This is a genomic window from Citrobacter sp. Cpo040, from assembly GCF_030332915.1.
GTDB lineage: Bacteria > Pseudomonadota > Gammaproteobacteria > Enterobacterales > Enterobacteriaceae > Citrobacter > Citrobacter portucalensis.
Map to the genome: position 1 here is coordinate 1,198,811 of NZ_JAOWGX010000034.1, position 19,861 is coordinate 1,218,671.

Annotated in this window: 13 protein-coding genes; 9 read left to right on the plus strand and 4 right to left on the minus strand. The window is 54.0% G+C overall.

The features are described from left to right. Nucleotides 1-227 precede the first annotated feature (227 nt). From OGX86_RS10605 to trhP, 8 genes are all read left to right on the plus strand, one after another. Nucleotides 228-1,475, plus strand: coding sequence for an MdtA/MuxA family multidrug efflux RND transporter periplasmic adaptor subunit (locus OGX86_RS10605; RefSeq protein WP_048224462.1), 1,248 nt, complete (start codon nt 228-230; stop codon nt 1,473-1,475). Next, nucleotides 1,475-4,597: an MdtB/MuxB family multidrug efflux RND transporter permease subunit gene (locus tag OGX86_RS10610; RefSeq protein ID WP_286640002.1), complete on the plus strand. Its 3,123-nt coding sequence runs from the start codon at nt 1,475-1,477 to the stop codon at nt 4,595-4,597. Before OGX86_RS10605 ends, OGX86_RS10610 begins: the two co-directional genes overlap by 1 nt. Next, nucleotides 4,598-7,678, plus strand: coding sequence for a multidrug efflux RND transporter permease subunit MdtC (mdtC, locus tag OGX86_RS10615; RefSeq protein WP_286640004.1), 3,081 nt, complete (start codon nt 4,598-4,600; stop codon nt 7,676-7,678). Continuing rightward, nucleotides 7,675-9,087, plus strand: coding sequence for an MFS transporter (locus OGX86_RS10620; protein ID WP_284105900.1), 1,413 nt, complete (start codon nt 7,675-7,677; stop codon nt 9,085-9,087). Before mdtC ends, OGX86_RS10620 begins: the two co-directional genes overlap by 4 nt. Continuing rightward, nucleotides 9,087-10,490, plus strand: a complete 1,404-nt coding sequence (gene baeS / locus OGX86_RS10625) for an envelope stress sensor histidine kinase BaeS (RefSeq protein ID WP_286640007.1) — start codon at nt 9,087-9,089, stop codon at nt 10,488-10,490. Before OGX86_RS10620 ends, baeS begins: the two co-directional genes overlap by 1 nt. Further along, complete coding sequence (baeR, locus tag OGX86_RS10630; protein ID WP_032943946.1) at nt 10,487-11,209, plus strand: envelope stress response regulator BaeR; 723 nt, start codon at nt 10,487-10,489, stop codon at nt 11,207-11,209. The genes baeS and baeR overlap by 4 nt, the downstream gene beginning before the upstream one ends. Before the next feature lie 135 nt (nt 11,210-11,344). Beyond that, nucleotides 11,345-11,677, plus strand: a complete 333-nt coding sequence (locus tag OGX86_RS10635; RefSeq protein ID WP_284105899.1) for a YegP family protein — start codon at nt 11,345-11,347, stop codon at nt 11,675-11,677. A 159-nt stretch (nt 11,678-11,836) separates the two neighbouring features. Next, nucleotides 11,837-13,198: a prephenate-dependent tRNA uridine(34) hydroxylase TrhP gene (gene trhP, locus OGX86_RS10640; protein ID WP_043016896.1), complete on the plus strand. Its 1,362-nt coding sequence runs from the start codon at nt 11,837-11,839 to the stop codon at nt 13,196-13,198. A gap of 268 nt (nt 13,199-13,466) precedes the next feature. Here trhP and clpA read toward each other — a convergent pair whose 3' ends face one another. Together clpA and clpS are read right to left on the minus strand one after the other, a co-directional pair. After that, nucleotides 13,467-15,743 (minus strand): ATP-dependent Clp protease ATP-binding subunit ClpA, encoded by a 2,277-nt coding sequence (gene clpA / locus OGX86_RS10645; protein ID WP_003036804.1) that lies wholly within the window; start codon nt 15,741-15,743, stop codon nt 13,467-13,469. A 30-nt stretch (nt 15,744-15,773) separates the two neighbouring features. After that, nucleotides 15,774-16,094, minus strand: coding sequence for an ATP-dependent Clp protease adapter ClpS (gene clpS / locus OGX86_RS10650; protein ID WP_003036810.1), 321 nt, complete (start codon nt 16,092-16,094; stop codon nt 15,774-15,776). Between the two features lie 323 nt (nt 16,095-16,417). Here clpS and cspD point away from each other — a divergent pair, with 323 nt between their 5' ends. After that, nucleotides 16,418-16,642: a cold shock-like protein CspD gene (cspD, locus tag OGX86_RS10655; RefSeq protein ID WP_003834283.1), complete on the plus strand. Its 225-nt coding sequence runs from the start codon at nt 16,418-16,420 to the stop codon at nt 16,640-16,642. A gap of 74 nt (nt 16,643-16,716) precedes the next feature. Here the strand turns inward: cspD and macB are convergent, their stop codons facing one another. Further along, a complete protein-coding gene (gene macB / locus OGX86_RS10660; protein ID WP_048215946.1) occupies nt 16,717-18,663 on the minus strand; it encodes a macrolide ABC transporter ATP-binding protein/permease MacB in 1,947 nt (648 codons plus the stop codon). Continuing rightward, nucleotides 18,660-19,775, minus strand: coding sequence for a macrolide transporter subunit MacA (gene macA / locus OGX86_RS10665; protein ID WP_008785219.1), 1,116 nt, complete (start codon nt 19,773-19,775; stop codon nt 18,660-18,662). The genes macB and macA overlap by 4 nt, the downstream gene beginning before the upstream one ends. Nucleotides 19,776-19,861: the final 86 nt, after the last annotated feature.

Consider the following 19,861-nt stretch of genomic DNA (forward strand, 5'->3'; position numbering starts at 1 on the left):
GTCCTGCTGAAATCTCTGACTTTCCTCCTTTTTGCCTTGTCAGCACTCTATCGCACGATTGCGTATTCGCTATCTTCACCACCGATTGTTGCGTAACGCCTCGCAAAGCCGCGTCAGCATTCAGACGAATCCCGACAGTGTTTCATAATTCCTCCATTTTTCTCCCTTGTTCACTGGCTAAACTAGTATCATTCCGCGAATCGTTTCAGGATGAGAAACTCATAACAATGAAAGGCAGTAATAAATCCCGCTGGGTGATAGCAATCGTGATCGTCGTGGCCGCCGTCGCCGCCATCTGGTTCTGGCAAAGCCGCAGCGCATCCCAGGGAACCGCACCGGGCGCGACCAAACCCGCGCAGCACACTGCGGGGTCAGGACGGCGTGGAATGCGCTCCGGACCGTTGGCTCCCGTGCAGGCTGCCACCGCCACCGAGGAAGCCGTGCCACGCTATCTGACAGGGCTGGGGACCGTTACTGCCGCAAATACCGCCACGGTGCGTAGTCGGGTGGATGGTCAACTCATCGCCTTACACTTTGAGGAAGGACAACAGGTTAAAGCCGGCGACCTGCTGGCAGAGATAGATCCCAGCCAGTTCAAAGTTGCTCTGGCTCAGGCGCAGGGACAACTGGCAAAAGATAAAGCCACGCTGGCGAATGCCCGTCGCGATCTTGCCCGCTATCAACAGTTGGTTAAAACCAATCTGGTCTCCCGCCAGGAGCTGGATGCCCAGCAGGCGCTGGTCAACGAGACGTTAGGCACAATAAAAGCGGATGAAGCCAGTGTCGCCAGCGCTCAGTTGCAGCTCGACTGGAGCCGGATAACCGCGCCTGTCGATGGTCGTGTCGGCCTGAAGCAGGTCGATGTCGGTAACCAAATTTCCAGTGGCGATACCACCGGAATTGTCGTCATTACGCAAACGCATCCCATCGACCTGATATTTACTTTGCCTGAAAACGACATTGCTACCGTGTTGCAGGCGCAAAAATCGGGGAGCCCGCTGAAGGTCGAAGCCTGGGACCGAACCAATTCGCAAAAGCTGAGCGAAGGCGTCCTGCTCAGTCTCGACAATCAAATTGATGCCACCACCGGAACAATCAAAGTTAAGGCTCGTTTTAACAATCAGGATGATGCTTTATTCCCTAACCAGTTCGTTAACGCCCGCATGCTGGTCGACACACAACAAAATGCCGTTGTGATCCCAACTGCCGCCCTGCAAATGGGTAACGAAGGCCACTTTGTCTGGGTACTGAACAGCGATAACAAAGTGAGCAAACACCTGGTTAAACCGGGAATTCAGGATAGCCAAAAAGTGGTGATTACTGCCGGGTTGTCTGCGGGCGATCGGGTCGTGACCGACGGTATTGATCGTCTGACGGAAGGCGCAAAAGTCGAAGTCGTTGAGGCGCACGACGCCTCTGTTTCCGACGAGAAAACTGCTCCACGCGGATACGGCAAAAAAGGAGCCAACTCCTGATGCAGGTGTTACCTCCGGACAACACAGGCGGACCATCGCGCCTGTTTATTCTGCGCCCCGTCGCCACCACGCTGCTGATGGTCGCGATTTTGCTTGCCGGAATTATCGGTTATCGCTTCCTGCCAATCGCCGCCTTACCTGAAGTGGATTACCCCACGATTCAGGTCGTTACGCTCTACCCAGGCGCCAGCCCGGACGTCATGACCTCGGCGGTCACCGCACCGCTTGAACGTCAGTTTGGACAGATGTCTGGCTTAAAACAGATGTCATCACAAAGCTCCGGTGGCGCATCGGTCGTTACGTTACAGTTTCAACTGACGCTCCCGTTGGATGTTGCCGAGCAGGAAGTTCAGGCCGCGATTAACGCCGCCACCAATTTATTACCCAGCGATCTCCCTAACCCTCCGGTATACAGCAAGGTAAACCCGGCAGATCCGCCGATCATGACGCTGGCGGTCACATCCAGCGCCATGCCGATGACGCAGGTGGAAGATATGGTCGAAACCCGCGTCGCGCAGAAAATCTCTCAGGTTTCCGGCGTGGGCCTGGTAACACTTTCCGGTGGGCAACGTCCGGCGGTCCGCGTGAAACTTAACGCTCAGGCCATTGCCGCACTCGGTCTGACCAGCGAAACCATCCGTACGGCCATTACCGGTGCAAACGTCAATTCGGCAAAAGGGAGTCTTGATGGCCCAACGCGTGCCGTCACGCTCTCAGCTAACGACCAGATGCAGTCTGCGGATGAATATCGTCAGCTCATTGTTGCCTATAAAAACGGGGCGCCGGTTCGTCTGGGCGATGTCGCCACCGTAGAACAAGGGGCCGAAAACAGCTGGCTGGGCGCATGGGCCAATAAGCAACAAGCTATAGTGATGAATGTTCAGCGCCAACCTGGCGCGAACATCATCTCCACGGCAGACAGTATCCGCCAGATGCTGCCGCAGCTCACCGAGAGCCTGCCTAAATCGGTTAAGGTCAGCGTACTTTCCGATCGTACGACCAATATCCGTGCGTCCGTAGCGGATACCCAATTTGAATTGATGCTGGCGATTGCGCTGGTAGTCATGATTATCTACCTGTTTTTACGCAATATTCCGGCAACCATTATTCCTGCGGTCGCCGTACCGTTATCGTTAATCGGCACCTTCGCGGTGATGGTATTCCTCGATTTCTCCATCAACAACCTGACCCTCATGGCGCTAACCATTGCGACAGGTTTTGTGGTGGATGACGCTATCGTGGTTATCGAGAATATTTCACGCTATATCGAAAAAGGCGAAAAACCGCTGACTGCGGCCCTGAAGGGCGCGGGCGAGATTGGTTTTACCATCATCTCTCTGACATTTTCACTGATCGCCGTACTGATCCCACTGCTGTTTATGGGTGATATCGTAGGCCGATTGTTCCGGGAGTTCGCTGTGACGCTGGCCGTGGCGATTCTGATTTCCGCTGTTGTCTCGCTCACTCTTACGCCGATGATGTGCGCCCGTATGCTGAATCAGGCCTCATTGCGTAAGCAAAACCGCTTCTCCCGTGCCTCAGAGCGAATGTTTGATCGCGTCATTGCCGGGTACGGCCACTGGCTGGCGAAAGTGCTCAACCATCCGTGGCTCACGCTGGGCGTTGCACTCGGCACGCTGGTGCTGAGCGTTATGCTATGGGTCTTTATCCCCAAAGGCTTCTTTCCGATCCAGGATAACGGCATCATCCAGGGCACGCTGCAGGCGCCGCAGTCCAGCTCATTTGCCAGCATGGCCCAGCGCCAGCGTCAGGTTTCAGATGTCATCCTGAAAGATCCGGCGGTAGAAAGCCTGACCGCTTTTGTCGGTGTGGACGGCACTAATACGGCATTGAACAGCGCGCGCTTACAAATCAACCTTAAGCCGCTGGATGAACGTGACGATCGGGTGCAGAAAGTGATTGCGCGCCTACAGGACGCGGTTGACAGAGTTCCCGGCGTTGACCTTTATCTTCAGCCCACTCAGGACCTGACGATTGATACTCAGGTCAGCCGGACGCAATATCAGTTCACGCTCCAAGCGACATCCCTTGATGCCCTCAGCACCTGGGTTCCACAGCTGATAGCAAAACTAAATCAGCTACCGCAACTGTCCGATGTCAGTAGCGACTGGCAGGACAAAGGGCTGGTAGCATATGTGAACGTCAATCGCGACAGCGCCAGCCGTTTGGGCATCAGCATGTCAGATGTCGATAACGCTCTGTACAACGCCTTCGGCCAGCGACTGATTTCAACCATCTACACCCAGGCCAATCAGTATCGCGTGGTGTTAGAACATGACACCAACAATACGCCGGGGCTTGCGGCACTGGATACAATACGTCTGACCAGTAGCGACGGCGGCATAGTACCGCTCAGCGCGATCGCCAGTATTGAACAGCGTTTTGCCCCGCTGTCGATTAACCACCTCGATCAGTTCCCGGTCACCACCATCTCGTTCAACGTGCCAGACGAGTGGTCGCTGGGTGATGCGGTACAGGCGATTCTGGATGCAGAAAAAACGCTTAACCTGCCCGCAAATATTACCACCCAGTTCCAGGGCAGCACGCTCGCCTTCCAGGCCGCGCTGGGAAATACCATCTGGTTGATTGTGGCTGCGGTTGTCGCGATGTATATCGTCCTCGGCGTGCTGTATGAGAGCTTTATTCACCCAATTACTATTCTCTCCACGTTGCCGACGGCGGGCGTCGGGGCGCTCCTGGCGTTAATAATTGCCGGGAGCGAACTGGACGTCATCGCGATTATCGGCATTATTTTGCTCATCGGTATCGTCAAGAAAAACGCCATCATGATGATCGACTTTGCCCTTGCCGCGGAGCGCGAACAGGGAATGTCACCACGCGATGCCATTTTCCAGGCTTGTCTGCTGCGTTTTCGCCCGATCCTGATGACTACTCTGGCGGCACTGCTCGGCGCGTTGCCGCTGATGTTGAGTACCGGAGTGGGCGCAGAGTTACGTCGTCCATTAGGTATTGGCATGGTCGGTGGGCTGCTGGTGAGTCAGGTATTAACCCTGTTTACCACCCCGGTGATTTATCTGCTGTTTGACCGTCTCTCGTTGTACGTGAAAAGCCGCTTCCCGCGTCAGGAAGAGGAAGCGTAAATGAAATTTTTCGCGCTTTTCATTCATCGTCCGGTGGCGACCATTCTTATTTCGGTGGCCATCACCCTGTGCGGCATACTCGGATTTCGTCTGCTGCCGGTCGCTCCGCTACCGCAGGTGGATTTTCCGGTGATCATGGTCAGCGCATCGTTACCGGGTGCCTCACCCGAAACGATGGCGTCCTCGGTCGCAACTCCGCTGGAGCGCTCGCTGGGGCGCATTGCGGGCGTGAACGAAATGACTTCGAGCAGTTCACTTGGCAGTACGCGTATTATTCTCGAATTCAAATTCGACCGTGACATCAATGGCGCGGCGCGGGACGTTCAGGCCGCAATTAACGCCGCGCAAAGTCTGCTACCCAGCGGGATGCCGAGCCGACCAACGTATCGCAAAGCCAACCCTTCCGATGCGCCAATCATGATCCTGACGCTAACGTCGGACACGTACTCGCAAGGTGAATTGTACGATTTCGCATCAACACAACTGGCGCAGACCATCGCACAAATCGACGGCGTGGGCGACGTGGACGTTGGAGGCAGCTCTCTGCCTGCCGTGCGTGTAGGGCTTAATCCGCAGGCGCTGTTTAACCAGGGTGTGTCGCTGGATGACGTGCGTAGCGCAATTGACAACGCCAACGTGCGTAAGCCGCAGGGTGCTATCGAGAATGATACTCACCGCTGGCAGGTTCAAACCAACGATGAGCTGAAAACCGCCGCCGAATACCAGCCGATTATCATCCACTACAATAACGGCGCGGCGGTGCGACTGGGCGACGTTGCGTCTGTAACCGACTCGGTGCAGGACGTACGCAACGCAGGGATGACCAATGCCAAACCGGCCATTCTGCTGATGATCCGCAAGCTACCGGAAGCCAATATCATTCAGACGGTAGACAGCATTCGCGCCAAATTGCCGGAGTTACAAACGCTGGTCCCGGCCGCCATCGATCTGCAAATCGCCCAGGACCGCTCGCCGACTATTCGCGCCTCGCTGGAAGAAGTCGAACAGACGCTGATTATCTCCGTGGCGCTGGTTATCCTGGTGGTCTTTGTCTTTCTGCGTTCCGGACGTGCAACACTCATCCCCGCCGTCGCGGTTCCGGTCTCGCTAATCGGCACATTTGCCGCCATGTATTTGTGCGGATTCAGCCTGAACAACCTGTCGTTAATGGCGCTAACCATTGCCACGGGTTTTGTCGTCGATGACGCCATCGTGGTACTGGAAAACATAGCCCGCCACCTCGAGGCGGGAATGAAACCCCTTCAGGCCGCGCTACAGGGCACGCGCGAGGTGGGCTTTACGGTTCTCTCAATGAGCCTGTCGCTGGTCGCGGTATTCCTACCGCTGTTGCTGATGGGCGGTCTGCCGGGGCGATTGCTGCGCGAATTTGCCGTCACGCTGTCGGTGGCAATCGGCATTTCCCTGCTGGTGTCACTGACATTAACGCCAATGATGTGTGGCTGGATGCTCAAATCCAGCGCCCCGCGCGAACAAACGCGTAAGCGGGGATTTGGTCGCGTGCTAGTGGCGCTGCAACAGAGTTACGGCACCTCGCTTAAATGGGTGCTACGCCATACGCGGCTGGTAGGCGTGGTGTTACTTGGCACCATCGCGCTGAATATCTGGCTTTATATTTCCATCCCCAAAACCTTCTTCCCGGAGCAGGATACCGGCGTATTGATGGGTGGGATCCAGGCCGACCAGAGCATCTCATTTCAGGCGATGCGCGGCAAACTGCAGGACTTTATGCAGATCATCCGCGACGACCCGGCGGTGAATAACGTCACCGGTTTTACCGGTGGTTCGCGGGTCAACAGCGGGATGATGTTTATTACCCTCAAGCCACGTGATGAGCGCCATGAAACGGCTCAGCAGGTGATCGACCGCCTGCGCGTCGCGCTTTCAAAAGAGCCAGGTGCGAATCTGTTTTTAATGGCGGTGCAAGATATTCGCGTTGGCGGACGCCAGGCCAACGCCAGCTATCAATACACATTGCTGTCCGACGATCTCGCGGCGCTGCGTGAGTGGGAACCGAAGATCCGTAAGGCGCTTGCCGCCCTGCCCCAACTGGCAGACGTCAACTCCGATCAGCAGGACAATGGCGCGGAGATGAATCTGATTTACGATCGCGACACCATGTCGCGTCTGGGAATCGATGTTGCCGCCGCCAACAGCCTGTTGAATAACGCTTTCGGACAACGGCAGATTTCGACAATTTATCAACCGATGAACCAGTACAAAGTGGTGATGGAGGTCGATCGACGTTACACCCAGGACATCAGCGCACTGGACAAAATGTTCGTCATCAACAATGACGGTAAAGCGATCCCGTTATCGTACTTTGCTAAATGGCAGCCGGCGAATGCGCCACTGTCTGTGAACCATCAGGGCTTGTCTGCCGCCTCAACCGTGTCGTTTAACCTGCCGACAGGTTCTTCACTGTCAGAAGCGACAGAGGCCATCAACAGAACCATGACCCAGCTCGGCGTCCCTTCCACGGTTCGCGGTAGCTTTGCCGGTACCGCGCAGGTATTTCAGGACACCATGAATTCGCAGGTGATCCTGATTATCGCCGCCATCGCCACGGTCTATATCGTGCTGGGTATGCTGTATGAAAGCTATGTCCATCCGCTGACTATTCTCTCCACGCTACCTTCGGCTGGCGTCGGGGCGTTGCTGGCGCTGGAGCTGTTCAATGCCCCATTCAGCCTAATCGCCCTGATAGGGATCATGCTATTAATTGGCATTGTGAAGAAAAACGCCATCATGATGGTCGATTTTGCGCTGGAAGCGCAGAGAAACGGCAAGCTACAGCCGGAAGAAGCTATTTTTCAGGCCTGCCTGTTGCGCTTTCGCCCAATAATGATGACCACGCTGGCGGCGTTGTTTGGCGCGTTGCCGTTGGTGTTATCCGCAGGGGATGGCTCTGAACTGCGTCAGCCTTTGGGGATAACCATTGTCGGTGGGCTGGTCGTGAGCCAGCTCCTGACGCTGTACACCACGCCCGTGGTCTATCTCTTTTTCGACCGCCTGCGTCTGCGTTTTTCGCGTAAAAACAGCAAACCGGTAGCAGAGTTATGACAGAACTTCCCGACAGCACCCGCTGGCAACTTTGGATTGTGGCATTTGGCTTTTTTATGCAGTCGCTGGATACCACCATCGTTAACACCGCGCTTCCCTCGATGGCGGCAAGCCTCGGGGAAAGCCCGTTACACATGCATATGGTCATTGTGTCATATGTTTTAACTGTTGCCGTGATGCTGCCCGCCAGCGGATGGCTGGCGGACAAAGTTGGCGTGCGTAATATCTTCTTCACCGCCATCATCCTGTTTACGCTAGGCTCGCTGTTTTGTGCCGGGTCGAGCACCCTCAACGAGCTGGTGATGGCGCGCGTCTTACAAGGCGTTGGCGGTGCGATGATGGTGCCGGTCGGCAGGCTAACGGTGATGAAAATCGTCCCGCGTGAGCAATATATGGCGGCGATGACGTTTGTCACTTTACCCGGTCAAATCGGCCCGCTTCTGGGCCCGGCGTTAGGCGGAATTCTGGTTGAATACGTCTCCTGGCACTGGATATTTTTGATTAACATTCCGGTAGGCATTGTCGGCGCGATAGCGACGTTAATGCTGATGCCCAACTACACCATGCAAACCCGACGTTTCGACCTCTCAGGGTTCGCGATGCTGGCGGTCGGCATGGCGGTACTGACGCTGGCGCTCGATGGCAGCAAAGGAACCGGCCTCTCCAGTATCACGCTGGCGGCGTTGGTTATCTGCGGGGTGTTGGCTATTGCGCTGTATCTGAAACACGCCCATCGTAATCCGCGTGCGCTGTTCAGCCTAAATCTGTTTCGCACACCAACCTTCTCGCTAGGTCTGTTCGGCAGTTTTGCCGGACGCATCGGCAGCGGCATGTTACCGTTTATGACGCCGGTGTTTTTACAGATTGGCCTCGGTTTTTCACCTTTTCATGCCGGGCTGATGATGATCCCGATGGTGCTGGGCAGTATGGGCATGAAGCGCATTGTGGTACAGGTCGTTAACCGCTTTGGTTACCGTCGTGTGCTGATTACCACTACGCTTGGCCTGTCGCTGGTCAGTCTGTTGCTAATGACCACGGCACTGCTGGGCTGGTATTACGCCCTGCCCTTCGTGCTGTTTTTACAGGGAATGGTCAACTCAACGCGCTTTTCCTCCATGAACACCCTGACGTTAAAAGACCTGCCTGACGCTCTCGCCAGCAGCGGCAATAGCCTGCTGTCGATGATCATGCAGCTATCGATGAGTATTGGTGTGACCATCGCAGGCCTGCTGCTGGGCATGTTCGGCCAACAGCATATCGCCATCGACAGCGGAAGTACGCATACCGTCTTTATGTATACCTGGCTGTGCATCGCCTTCATTATTGCGCTGCCCGCCATTATTTTTGCCCGCGTGCCGAACGACACGCAAACCAACGCGGTGATTTCACGGCGCAAAAGGAGCACCTGATGAAGTTCTGGCAGCCCGGTATCACCGGCAAACTGTTTCTGGCGATTTTCGCCACCTGCATTGTGTTGCTGATCAGCATGCACTGGGCCGTACGCATTAGCTTCGAACGTGGTTTTATTGACTATATCAAGCACGGCAACGAGCAACGGCTGCAAATGCTCAGCGACGCATTAAGCGAGCAGTACGAGCAGCACGGCAACTGGCGATTCTTACGCAATAACGATCGTTTTGTTTTCCAGATCCTGCGCTCTTTTGAACACGACAACGACGATGATAAACCGGGCCCAGGCATGCCGCCGCACGGCTGGCGAACACAGTTTTGGGTTGTCGACCAAAATGCCCGTGTGCTGGTCGGCCCGCGCGGCCCAGTTCCTCGCGACGGCATGCGCCATCCCATACGCGTTAACGGTAGCGAAGTGGGCGCCGTGATCGCCTCTCCCGTGGAACGTTTAACGCGGAATACGGATATCAATTTCGACATGCAGCAAAGACGATCCAGTTGGCTTATCGTTGCGCTCTCCACGATCCTGGCCGCGCTGGCGACGTTTACGCTGGCGCGCAGCCTGCTGGCCCCGGTTAAGCGGTTGGTGGAAGGCACGCACAAACTGGCGGCGGGCGATTTCACCACTCGCGTTACGCCAACCAGTACGGATGAGCTGGGCAAGCTGGCGCAGGACTTCAACCAGCTCGCCAGTACACTGGAAAAAAACCAGCAGATGCGTCGTGACTTTATGGCCGATATTTCTCACGAACTGCGTACGCCGTTGGCGGTGTTGCGCGGTGAACTGGAGGCCATTCAGGATGGTGTCCGCCAGTTTACCCCTGACTCCGTTGCCTCGTTGCAGGCTGAAGTCGGTACGCTCACCAAACTGGTTGACGACCTTCATCAGCTCTCCATGTCAGATGAAGGCGCGCTGGCCTACCAGAAAACATCGCTGGACCTCATCCCCCTATTGGAAGTGGCAAGCGGCGCATTTCGTGAACGCTTCGCCAGCCGTGGATTGACCATACAGCTTTCGCTCCCCGACAGCATGACGGTATTTGGTGACAGGGATCGTCTGATGCAGCTGTTCAACAACCTGCTGGAAAACAGTCTGCGCTACACCGATAGCGGTGGCGGGTTGCATATCAGCGCCGAACAACGCGAACGCATGGTGTTATTAACCTTCGCAGATTCCGCTCCCGGCGTAAGTGACGAGCAGTTACAGAAGCTGTTTGAACGATTTTATCGCACCGAAGGCTCGCGCAACCGCGCCAGTGGAGGTTCCGGGTTGGGGCTGGCGATTTGCGTCAATATCGTACAAGCGCATAATGGTCTGATTCGTGCCGCCCATTCGCCTTTTGGTGGGGTTAGCATTACAGTAGAGTTACCGCTGGAACGCGATTTACAGAGAGATGTATGACTGAGTTACCCATTGATGAAAACACACCGCGTATTCTGATCGTGGAAGATGAGCCTAAGTTGGGGCAACTGCTGATCGACTATCTGCGAGCAGCGAGCTATGCCCCTACGCTGATCAACCACGGCGACCTGGTTCTGCCTTACGTGCGCCAAACGCCGCCCGATCTGATCTTGTTGGATCTGATGCTGCCCGGTACCGACGGTCTGACTCTGTGTCGGGAAATCCGCCGCTTCTCAGAAGTCCCCATCATGATGGTAACCGCTAAAATCGAAGAGATTGATCGCCTGCTGGGGCTGGAGATCGGTGCTGATGATTATATTTGTAAACCTTACAGCCCGCGCGAAGTCGTGGCTCGCGTGAAAACAATTCTACGCCGCTGCAAACCGCAGCGCGAACTGCAACAAATGGATGCAGACAGCCCGCTTATCGTCGATGAAGGCCGTTTTCAGGCCTCCTGGCGTGGGAAGATGCTCGATTTAACGCCCGCCGAATTCCGCTTACTTAAAACGTTGTCACATGAGCCGGGAAAAGTGTTCTCCCGTGAACAGTTGCTCAATCATCTCTATGACGACTACCGCGTCGTTACCGACCGCACCATCGACAGCCATATTAAGAACCTGCGACGCAAGCTGGAGTCGCTGGATGCCGAGCAGTCGTTTATCCGCGCGGTCTATGGCGTGGGGTATCGCTGGGAAGCCGACGCCTGCCGAATTGCTTAAACTCTCCTGCCCTTCAGGGCTCCGCTGCTCCGTGAGCCCTGGTAACTAGCAACTATCCAAATATCGCTCATACTCTTTCTGACAATACTGTCGTCAATAACTGTTTGATATAAAACTTTTAATCAAGGAGTTCATATGGCTGGTTGGTTTGAATTAAGTAAGAGTAGCGATGATCAGTACCGCTTTGTTCTTAAAGCTGGGAACGGGGAAATAATCCTTACCAGTGAGCTTTACACTACAAAAGGTGCTGCAGAAAAAGGGATCGCATCTGTCCAGGCTAACAGCCCTCTGGATGAGCGTTATGAGAAAAAAACAGCGTCTAATGGCAAATTACATTTCAACCTGAAAGCTGCAAACCACCAGATTATTGGTAGCAGTCAACTGTATGCGAATGAACAGTCACGCGAGACCGGTATTGCTTCAGTTAAGACCAATGGTGTCAGTCAGACGATAAAAAATAAGACCTGATAATTACTCGCCCAGCCGGGTAACACAACGCTGTCGCCCGGCGTTTTTCTTTACCTGACTTCCTCGCAGCGCTACAATGCCCGCCCTTAATATGGGGGCACTCCCCTAACCGCCTCATTGAGTGAGGCGAGTCTGACCTGTCATCAGAACGAGAAAATTATGTTTAAACCGGAACTCCTTTCCCCGGCGGGAACGCTGAAAAACATGCGTTACGCTTTCGCCTATGGCGCAGACGCAGTATATGCGGGCCAACCGCGTTACTCACTGCGCGTACGCAACAACGAATTCAACCACGAAAACCTGCAGCTCGGCATTAATGAAGCCCATGAACTGGGTAAAAAATTCTATGTGGTGGTTAACATTGCCCCACACAATGCCAAGCTGAAGACCTTCATTCGTGATCTGAAACCGGTGGTGGAAATGGGGCCGGATGCACTGATCATGTCAGACCCTGGACTGATTATGCTGGTGCGCGAAAACTTCCCAGACATGGATATTCACCTTTCAGTACAGGCTAACGCCGTAAACTGGGCGACGGTGAAATTCTGGAAGCAGATGGGGCTGACCCGCGTGATCCTCTCCCGCGAGCTGTCGCTGGAAGAAATCGAAGAGATCCGCACCCAGGTGCCGGATATGGAGCTTGAGATCTTCGTTCACGGCGCGCTGTGTATGGCCTACTCCGGCCGTTGCCTGCTTTCTGGCTATATCAACAAGCGTGACCCTAACCAGGGTACCTGCACCAATGCCTGCCGCTGGGAATACAACGTGCAGGAAGGCAAAGAAGACGTGGTGGGCAATATCGTGCATAAGTACGAGCCTATTCCGGTACAAAACGTTGAGCCTACGCTGGGTATTGGCGCACCGACAGACAAAGTCTTTATGATTGAAGAAGCCCAGCGTCCGGGTGAGTATATGACCGCGTTCGAAGACGAACATGGCACTTACATCATGAACTCAAAGGATTTGCGTGCCATAGCCCACGTTGAACGCCTGACGCAGATGGGCGTGCATTCCCTGAAGATCGAAGGCCGCACCAAGTCTTACTATTACTGTGCACGTACCGCGCAGGTCTATCGTAAAGCCATTGATGATGCCGCAGCCGGTAAACCGTTCGACCCGCAACTGCTCGAAACGCTGGAAGGTCTGGCGCATCGTGGTTACACCGAAGGGTTCCTGCGCCGCCATACGCATGACGACTATCAGAACTACGAATACGGCTTCTCTGTTTCCGAGCGTCAGCAGTTTGTCGGCGAGTTTACCGGCGAACGTAAAGGTGAACTGGCAGCCGTACTGGTGAAAAACAAATTCACCGTCGGCGACAGCCTGGAGCTGATGACCCCACAAGGCAACATCAACTTTACCCTCGAGCAGATGGAAAACGCGAAAGGCGAAGCCATGCCGGTTGCGCCGGGCGATGGTTACACCGTGTGGATGCCAGTACCAGAGGATATCGATCTGAATTATGCATTGTTGATGCGTAATTTTACCGGTGAGTCCACGCGCAACCCGCATGCTAAGTAGTTAATTACGGTTATTTTTCAGCGTTCGGAAGATTCTTAGAAATCGATCACATACCGTTGCGTTCATTAAGGGTATTATCCCCTCCGCTGAAAAACATAACCCATAAATGCTAGCTGTACCAGGAACCACCTCCTTAGCCTGCGTAATCTCCCTTACGCAGGCTTATTTTTTGCCTGCCGTTTAAACTCCCCGAATATCCCATTTCAAATCACGATTATCAGGCGAAAAAAAACCGGGCATTACGCCCGGCTGATTAGGTGATTAAAGATTAATGTGCGGCTTCTGGCTTGTGCTTTTGCGCACTCTGGAAGCCATAGGTCAGCTCATTTTTCTCTTTATCCAGCGCAACGGTCACCTGGCCACCATCCACCAGCGAACCGAACAGCAGTTCGTTAGCCAATGGTTTTTTCAGGTTATCCTGGACCACACGCGTCATTGGACGTGCGCCCATTGCGCGGTCGTAGCCTTTCTCTGCCAGCCAGTCACGCGCTTCCTGACTCACTTCCAGAGAGACACCTTTCTGATCCAGCTGTACCTGAAGCTCGACGATAAACTTATCAACAACCTGATGAATCACCTCGGTAGAGAGATGATCAAACCAGATAATGTTGTCGAGACGGTTACGGAATTCCGGCGTAAACACTTTTTTGATTTCGCCCATCGCATCAGTACTGTTGTCCTGATGAATCAACCCAATCGATTTACGCTCAGTTTCACGCACACCAGCGTTGGTGGTCATGACCAGCACCACGTTGCGGAAATCCGCTTTACGCCCGTTATTGTCGGTCAGCGTACCGTTATCCATCACTTGCAGCAGCAGGTTAAAGACATCCGGGTGCGCTTTTTCGATTTCATCCAGCAGCAGTACCGCATGCGGATGCTTAATAACAGCATCGGTCAGCAAACCGCCCTGGTCGAAACCGACATACCCCGGAGGCGCACCAATCAGGCGGCTAACGGTGTGGCGTTCCATATACTCGGACATATCAAAACGCAGTAGTTCAATGCCGAGTGCTTTGGACAACTGCACCGTGACTTCAGTCTTACCGACGCCAGTTGGTCCGGCAAACAAGAACGAACCAACCGGTTTATGCTCGTGTCCCAGACCGGCACGGCTCATTTTGATCGCTTCAGTCAGCGCCTCAATGGCTTTATCCTGTCCGAATACCAGCATTTTCAGACGGTTGCCCAGGTTTTTCAGCGTGTCGCGATCGCTCTGCGAAACGCTCTTCTCCGGGATCCGCGCAATGCGGGCCACAACGGACTCGATATCCGCCACGTTGACGGTTTTCTTGCGCTTGCTGACCGGCATCAGACGCGCACGCGCGCCCGCCTCATCGATCACGTCGATCGCTTTATCCGGCAGATGACGATCGTTAATGTATTTCACCGCCAGTTCGACCGCTGCACGCACCGCTTTGGCGGTATAGCGGACATCATGGTGCGCTTCGTATTTTGGCTTCAGACCGTTGATTATCTGTACGGTCTCTTCTACCGATGGCTCAGTGACATCAATTTTCTGGAAACGGCGCGCTAACGCACGGTCCTTTTCAAAGATATTGCTGAATTCCTGATAGGTTGTGGACCCTATCACACGGATCTTACCGCTGGAGAGCAGCGGCTTGATCAGGTTAGCCGCATCCACCTGGCCGCCCGATGCCGCACCCGCACCGATAATGGTGTGGATCTCATCGATAAACAGAATACTGTTAGTATCCTGTTCCAGCTGTTTCAGCAGCGCCTTAAAGCGTTTCTCAAAATCACCGCGATATTTGGTGCCAGCCAACAGCGAGCCGATATCCAGGGAGTAAAGGGTGCAATCAGCCATGATTTCAGGCACATCACCCTGGACGATACGCCAGGCGAGGCCTTCGGCAATGGCGGTTTTACCGACGCCAGACTCTCCCACCAGCAGCGGGTTGTTTTTTCTGCGACGGCACAGTACCTGAATGGCGCGCTCCAGCTCTTTGTCCCGGCCAATGAGCGGATCAATTCCGCCCACTCGGGCAAGCTGGTTAAGGTTAGTCGTGAAGTTCTCCATACGGTCCTCCCCGCCAGCTTGCTCTTCGTTATTTGGCTGATTCCCAGAGTCAGAAGACTGACTGGGTTCGTCTTTGCGCGTGCCATGAGAAATAAAATTCACCACATCAAGACGACTTACTTCATGCTTACGCAGCAGATAAGCCGCCTGAGATTCCTGCTCGCTGAAGATAGCGACCAGCACATTTGCGCCGGTAACTTCATTGCGCCCGGAGGACTGAACATGAAAGACCGCGCGTTGCAGTACACGCTGAAAACTCAACGTTGGCTGCGTGTCGCGTTCTTCCTCACTGGCAGGCAATACAGGTGTGGTCTGTTCAATGAAGGCTTCGAGTTCCTGACGGAGCGCCACCAGATCCACAGAACACGCTTCCAGCGCTTCGCGGGCCGATGGGTTACTGAGCAACGCCAGTAACAAGTGCTCGACGGTCATAAACTCATGTCGGTGCTCGCGCGCTCTGGCGAAAGCCATGTTTAAACTGAGTTCCAGTTCTTGATTGAGCATAGGCACCTCCCCCAATGTTTATGCCTGCATTCAGGCTTTTTCCAGCGTACACAGCAACGGATGCTCGTTCTCCCTCGCATATTTGTTCACCATCGCTACTTTGGTTTCAGCCACTTCGGCAGTAAACACGCCGCAGATAGCTTTGCCTTGATAGTGAACTGCAAGCATCAGTTGCGTTGCACGTTCTACATCATAAGAAAAGAATTTTTGTAACACGTCAATAACAAACTCCATCGGAGTGTAATCATCATTGACTAATATCACTTTATACATAGATGGCGGTTTTAGCGCGTCGCGCAATTTGTCTTCCGCCAGCAGATCGAAATCCAGCCAGTCGTTCGTCTTACCCATTGTCAGTCGTCATCTTCAGTTACGGTTTCCGGCAGAAAATCTTGCCGCTGACAAGCAGCCTATGCGCACAATCAATCTACCTCAAGTATTAGATAACTATCATCTATTAGTGCCATCCGCGACATCTGTCACATAACCGACAATAGCGTTAACTGCTTCAAATTTTGATGCATTTTTACCCTATTCCGTCTGCATGGCGCTTGACGCCCCGCCTGATTTCTCTAAATTGTAGTTTCGAGAGTTGGCGAGGTTTTGAACAGCCCCCACTCCGCCACCGGTTCATTCCATCTTACTTATATAAGATTTACGAAGGATGTCGAAGTATGGAAACGGGTACTGTTAAGTGGTTCAACAACGCCAAAGGGTTTGGTTTCATTTGCCCCGAAGGCGGCGGCGAAGATATTTTCGCCCATTACTCCACCATTCAGATGGATGGTTACAGAACGCTAAAAGCCGGACAGTCTGTCCAGTTTGATGTCCACCAGGGGCCAAAAGGCAATCATGCCAGTGTCATCGTGCCTGTCATTGAAACAGAAGCTGTCGCATAGCTCTTCTGTCTCATTGTGTACATCCCGCAGTCAAAATGCCAGCCCTTGCGGCTGGCATTTTTATCTCTGTGGCATTATTCCCGCGCCAGAGCATCTACTGGATCCAGACGTGCCGCATTCCGCGCCGGTAACCAGCCAAACAACACACCGGTTGCAGTCGAACACAGGAACGCCGTCAACAGCGCGACGGGTGAGAATCCAATTTCCCAGCCCGGCAGAAATAGCTGTAGCGTAAAAGCGATCAGCATCGACAGGCTAATGCCCAACGCGCCGCCAACCAGACACACTAACACCGCTTCAATTAAGAACTGTTGCAGCACGTCACTGGCGCGAGCGCCAACCGCCATACGAATACCAATCTCACGCGTTCGTTCGGTTACTGAAACCAGCATAATATTCATCACGCCAATCCCACCGACCACCAGCGAAATCACCGCCACCAGCGTCAGGAAGAGTTGTAATGTACGTGTGGTCTTTTCGGCGGTTTTCAAGATGCCGTCCATATTCCAGGTGAAGAAATCCTTCTTACCGTGGCGCAACGTCAACAGTCGGGTCAGTTGCTGTTCGGCCTGGGCACTGTCAAAACCATCCTTCACCCGCACGGTGATCGAGTTCAGCCACGACTGTCCCATGATTCGCCCGGACATAGTGCTATAAGGCAGCCAGACCCGCAGGATCTTGCTACTGCCAAACATCGACTGTTTCTCTTCTGCAACACCAATCACCGTGGCAGGCATATTCCCCACCAGCACGACTTCGCCAACAACTTTCGCTTTATTGGGGAACAACTGACGACGGGTATTGCTGTCGAGCACCACCACCTGAGCGCGCCCCGCCAGTTGCTCGGCGTTAAAGGTGGTCCCTTCGCTAAATGTCATGCCATAGACGTTGAAATAGTCGCCGCTAACGCCATTAGCACTGGCAGCAACGTCGATATTGCCATAGCGCAACCGCAGGTTCTTCGACACCGCAGGCGTTACTGAACTGACCCAGGGCTGCTTCTGTAGCGCCGTCAAATCGTCATACTTCAACGCCTGTTGATATTGCGGATCGTCGTCGCCGAAGTCTTTGCCTGGATAGATATCAATGGTGTTAGTACCAATAGCGCGAATATCTGCCAGTACCAGTTGTTTAGCCGCATCGCCTACCACCACGATCGACACCACCGAAGCAATACCGATAATGATCCCAAGCATGGTCAGTAGCGTTCGCATTTTATTCGCGGCCATTGCCAGCCAGGCCATGGTAAGCGCTTCACGAAAACCGCTGACAAACTGGCTCCAGCCGGATGCCGTTTTCACCGTTGGCTCCGCAATATCGCGTCCGCCAGAGGGTTTCTGTGGCGGTGGATTGCGCACAATCTCACCGTCACGAATTTCAATGACCCGTTCGGCCTGCGCGGCGACCTGGCTGTCGTGAGTAACGATAATTACCGTATGCCCGCGATCGCGCAGCTGATGCAAAATCGCCATCACCTCTTCGCCGGAATGGCTATCCAGTGCACCGGTGGGTTCGTCGGCAAGAATAACCTGCCCTCCGTTCATCAGCGCACGCGCGATACTGACCCGCTGCTGCTGACCACCGGAAAGCTGGGAAGGTTGATAGTCAACCCGGTCACCCAACCCCAGCCGCTGGAGTAATTCCTGCGCACGCGCCAGGCGCTGCTTACGTTCAGTGCCCGCGTAGACCGCGGGTACCTCAACGTTTTGTGCGGCGGTTAAATGCGACAACAGGTGATAGCGCTGGAAGATAAAACCAAAATGCTCACGACGGAGTTGCGCTAGCGCATCGCTATCCAGCGTAGAGACATCGCGTCCGGCAACGCGATACGTACCGCTGGTTGGCTTATCCAGACAGCCGAGAATGTTCATCAGCGTCGATTTACCCGAACCCGACGCCCCGACAATCGCCACCATTTCCCCGGCCTGAATGCTCAAGGATACGTCCTTCAACACCTCAACCTGGCCTTCACCTGACGGATAGCTGCGGCGGATATGGCTCAGCTCAAGCAATGCTGTCATTTTGCAGCTCCAGCGTTGCCCTCACCGGTAATGACTTCATCCCCCTCTTCCAGCCCTTTCACGATCTCCACATCGGTGTCATTACGCGCGCCGATAACCACTTCACGTTCGCGGGTTTCGCCGTTACGCAGTAGTCTGACGTTATAGCGGTTGTTGCCAATAGGATCGCCCAGCGCCGACAGCGGGATGGTCAGGACATTTTTGACATCAGTGAGCTGGATATGGACCTGCGCGGTCATATCCAGACGCAGGATCCCTTTCGGGTTGGGAACTTCGAAGCGGGCATAGTAGAAAATCGCATCATTCACTTTTTCTGGCGTCGGAAGAACATCTTTGAGCTTACCTTCATAGCGTGTTTGCGGATCGCCCAGCACGGTAAACCAGGCCTTTTGCCCAGGATGCAGGTGAATTACATCAGCCTCAGAAACCTGCGCTTTCACCAGCATGGTGCTCATATCGGCCAGGGTCAGAATGTTAGGTGCCTGCTGGGCGGCAATAACGGTTTGCCCCTGCAGGGTAGTAATTTGTGTTACTTCGCCAGCCATTGGCGCAACGATGCGGGTGTAATCAAGGTTGGTTTTTGCCGTATCGAGAGAGGCCTGATTACGCTTAATTTGCGCGTCAATTGTGCCAATTTGCGCCTGTTTGACCGCCATTTCGGTGGCCGCCGTGTCGAGATCCTGCTGTGAAACGGCCTGAGTTTTCGCCAGCTGTTGTTGGCGGGAGAGAGTGACCCGCGCCAGCTTCCACTCAGCTTCGGCTTGTAAACGCTGGGCACGCAATTCCATCAGCGTCGCTTCAACCTCTTTGATTTGGTTTTGCGCCTGTTCAGGATCGATAACACCGAGCAACTGATCTTTTTTTACTTTATCGCCAATCGCGACCGACAGCGTTTTTAACTGCCCGCTGACCTGCGCCCCGACGTCAACTTTACGCAGCGCATCCAGCTTACCGGTAGCCAGTACGCTTTGTTGCAGATCGCCAGGTCGAACAATTAATGTTTGATACTGAGGTAAAGGTGCATTAAGCGTTCGCCAAAGTGCAATTACCGCCACAATAAGGATGACGGCGAATAGAAAATAGCGTTTTTTGATTTTTCCCTTGAGCTTCATAAATGTCCCAATTCCCCCAATACGCCCACCAGAGTGGAGTGCTAAACATCAACGTTAAATAAATCGCCGTTGAAAAGCGCAAGAAT

Coding starts and splice junctions, on each gene's coding strand:
- cspD (WP_003834283.1), top strand. CDS start 16,418: ATGGAAACGGGTACTGTTAAGTGGTTCAACAACGCCAAAGGGTTTGGT.
- mdtC (WP_286640004.1), top strand. CDS start 4,598: ATGAAATTTTTCGCGCTTTTCATTCATCGTCCGGTGGCGACCATTCTT.
- OGX86_RS10605 (WP_048224462.1), top strand. CDS start 228: ATGAAAGGCAGTAATAAATCCCGCTGGGTGATAGCAATCGTGATCGTC.
- OGX86_RS10610 (WP_286640002.1), top strand. CDS start 1,475: ATGCAGGTGTTACCTCCGGACAACACAGGCGGACCATCGCGCCTGTTT.
- trhP (WP_043016896.1), top strand. CDS start 11,837: ATGTTTAAACCGGAACTCCTTTCCCCGGCGGGAACGCTGAAAAACATG.
- clpS (WP_003036810.1), bottom strand. CDS start 16,094: ATGGGTAAGACGAACGACTGGCTGGATTTCGATCTGCTGGCGGAAGAC.
- baeS (WP_286640007.1), top strand. CDS start 9,087: ATGAAGTTCTGGCAGCCCGGTATCACCGGCAAACTGTTTCTGGCGATT.
- macA (WP_008785219.1), bottom strand. CDS start 19,775: ATGAAGCTCAAGGGAAAAATCAAAAAACGCTATTTTCTATTCGCCGTC.
- macB (WP_048215946.1), bottom strand. CDS start 18,663: ATGACAGCATTGCTTGAGCTGAGCCATATCCGCCGCAGCTATCCGTCA.
- baeR (WP_032943946.1), top strand. CDS start 10,487: ATGACTGAGTTACCCATTGATGAAAACACACCGCGTATTCTGATCGTG.
- OGX86_RS10620 (WP_284105900.1), top strand. CDS start 7,675: ATGACAGAACTTCCCGACAGCACCCGCTGGCAACTTTGGATTGTGGCA.
- OGX86_RS10635 (WP_284105899.1), top strand. CDS start 11,345: ATGGCTGGTTGGTTTGAATTAAGTAAGAGTAGCGATGATCAGTACCGC.
- clpA (WP_003036804.1), bottom strand. CDS start 15,743: ATGCTCAATCAAGAACTGGAACTCAGTTTAAACATGGCTTTCGCCAGA.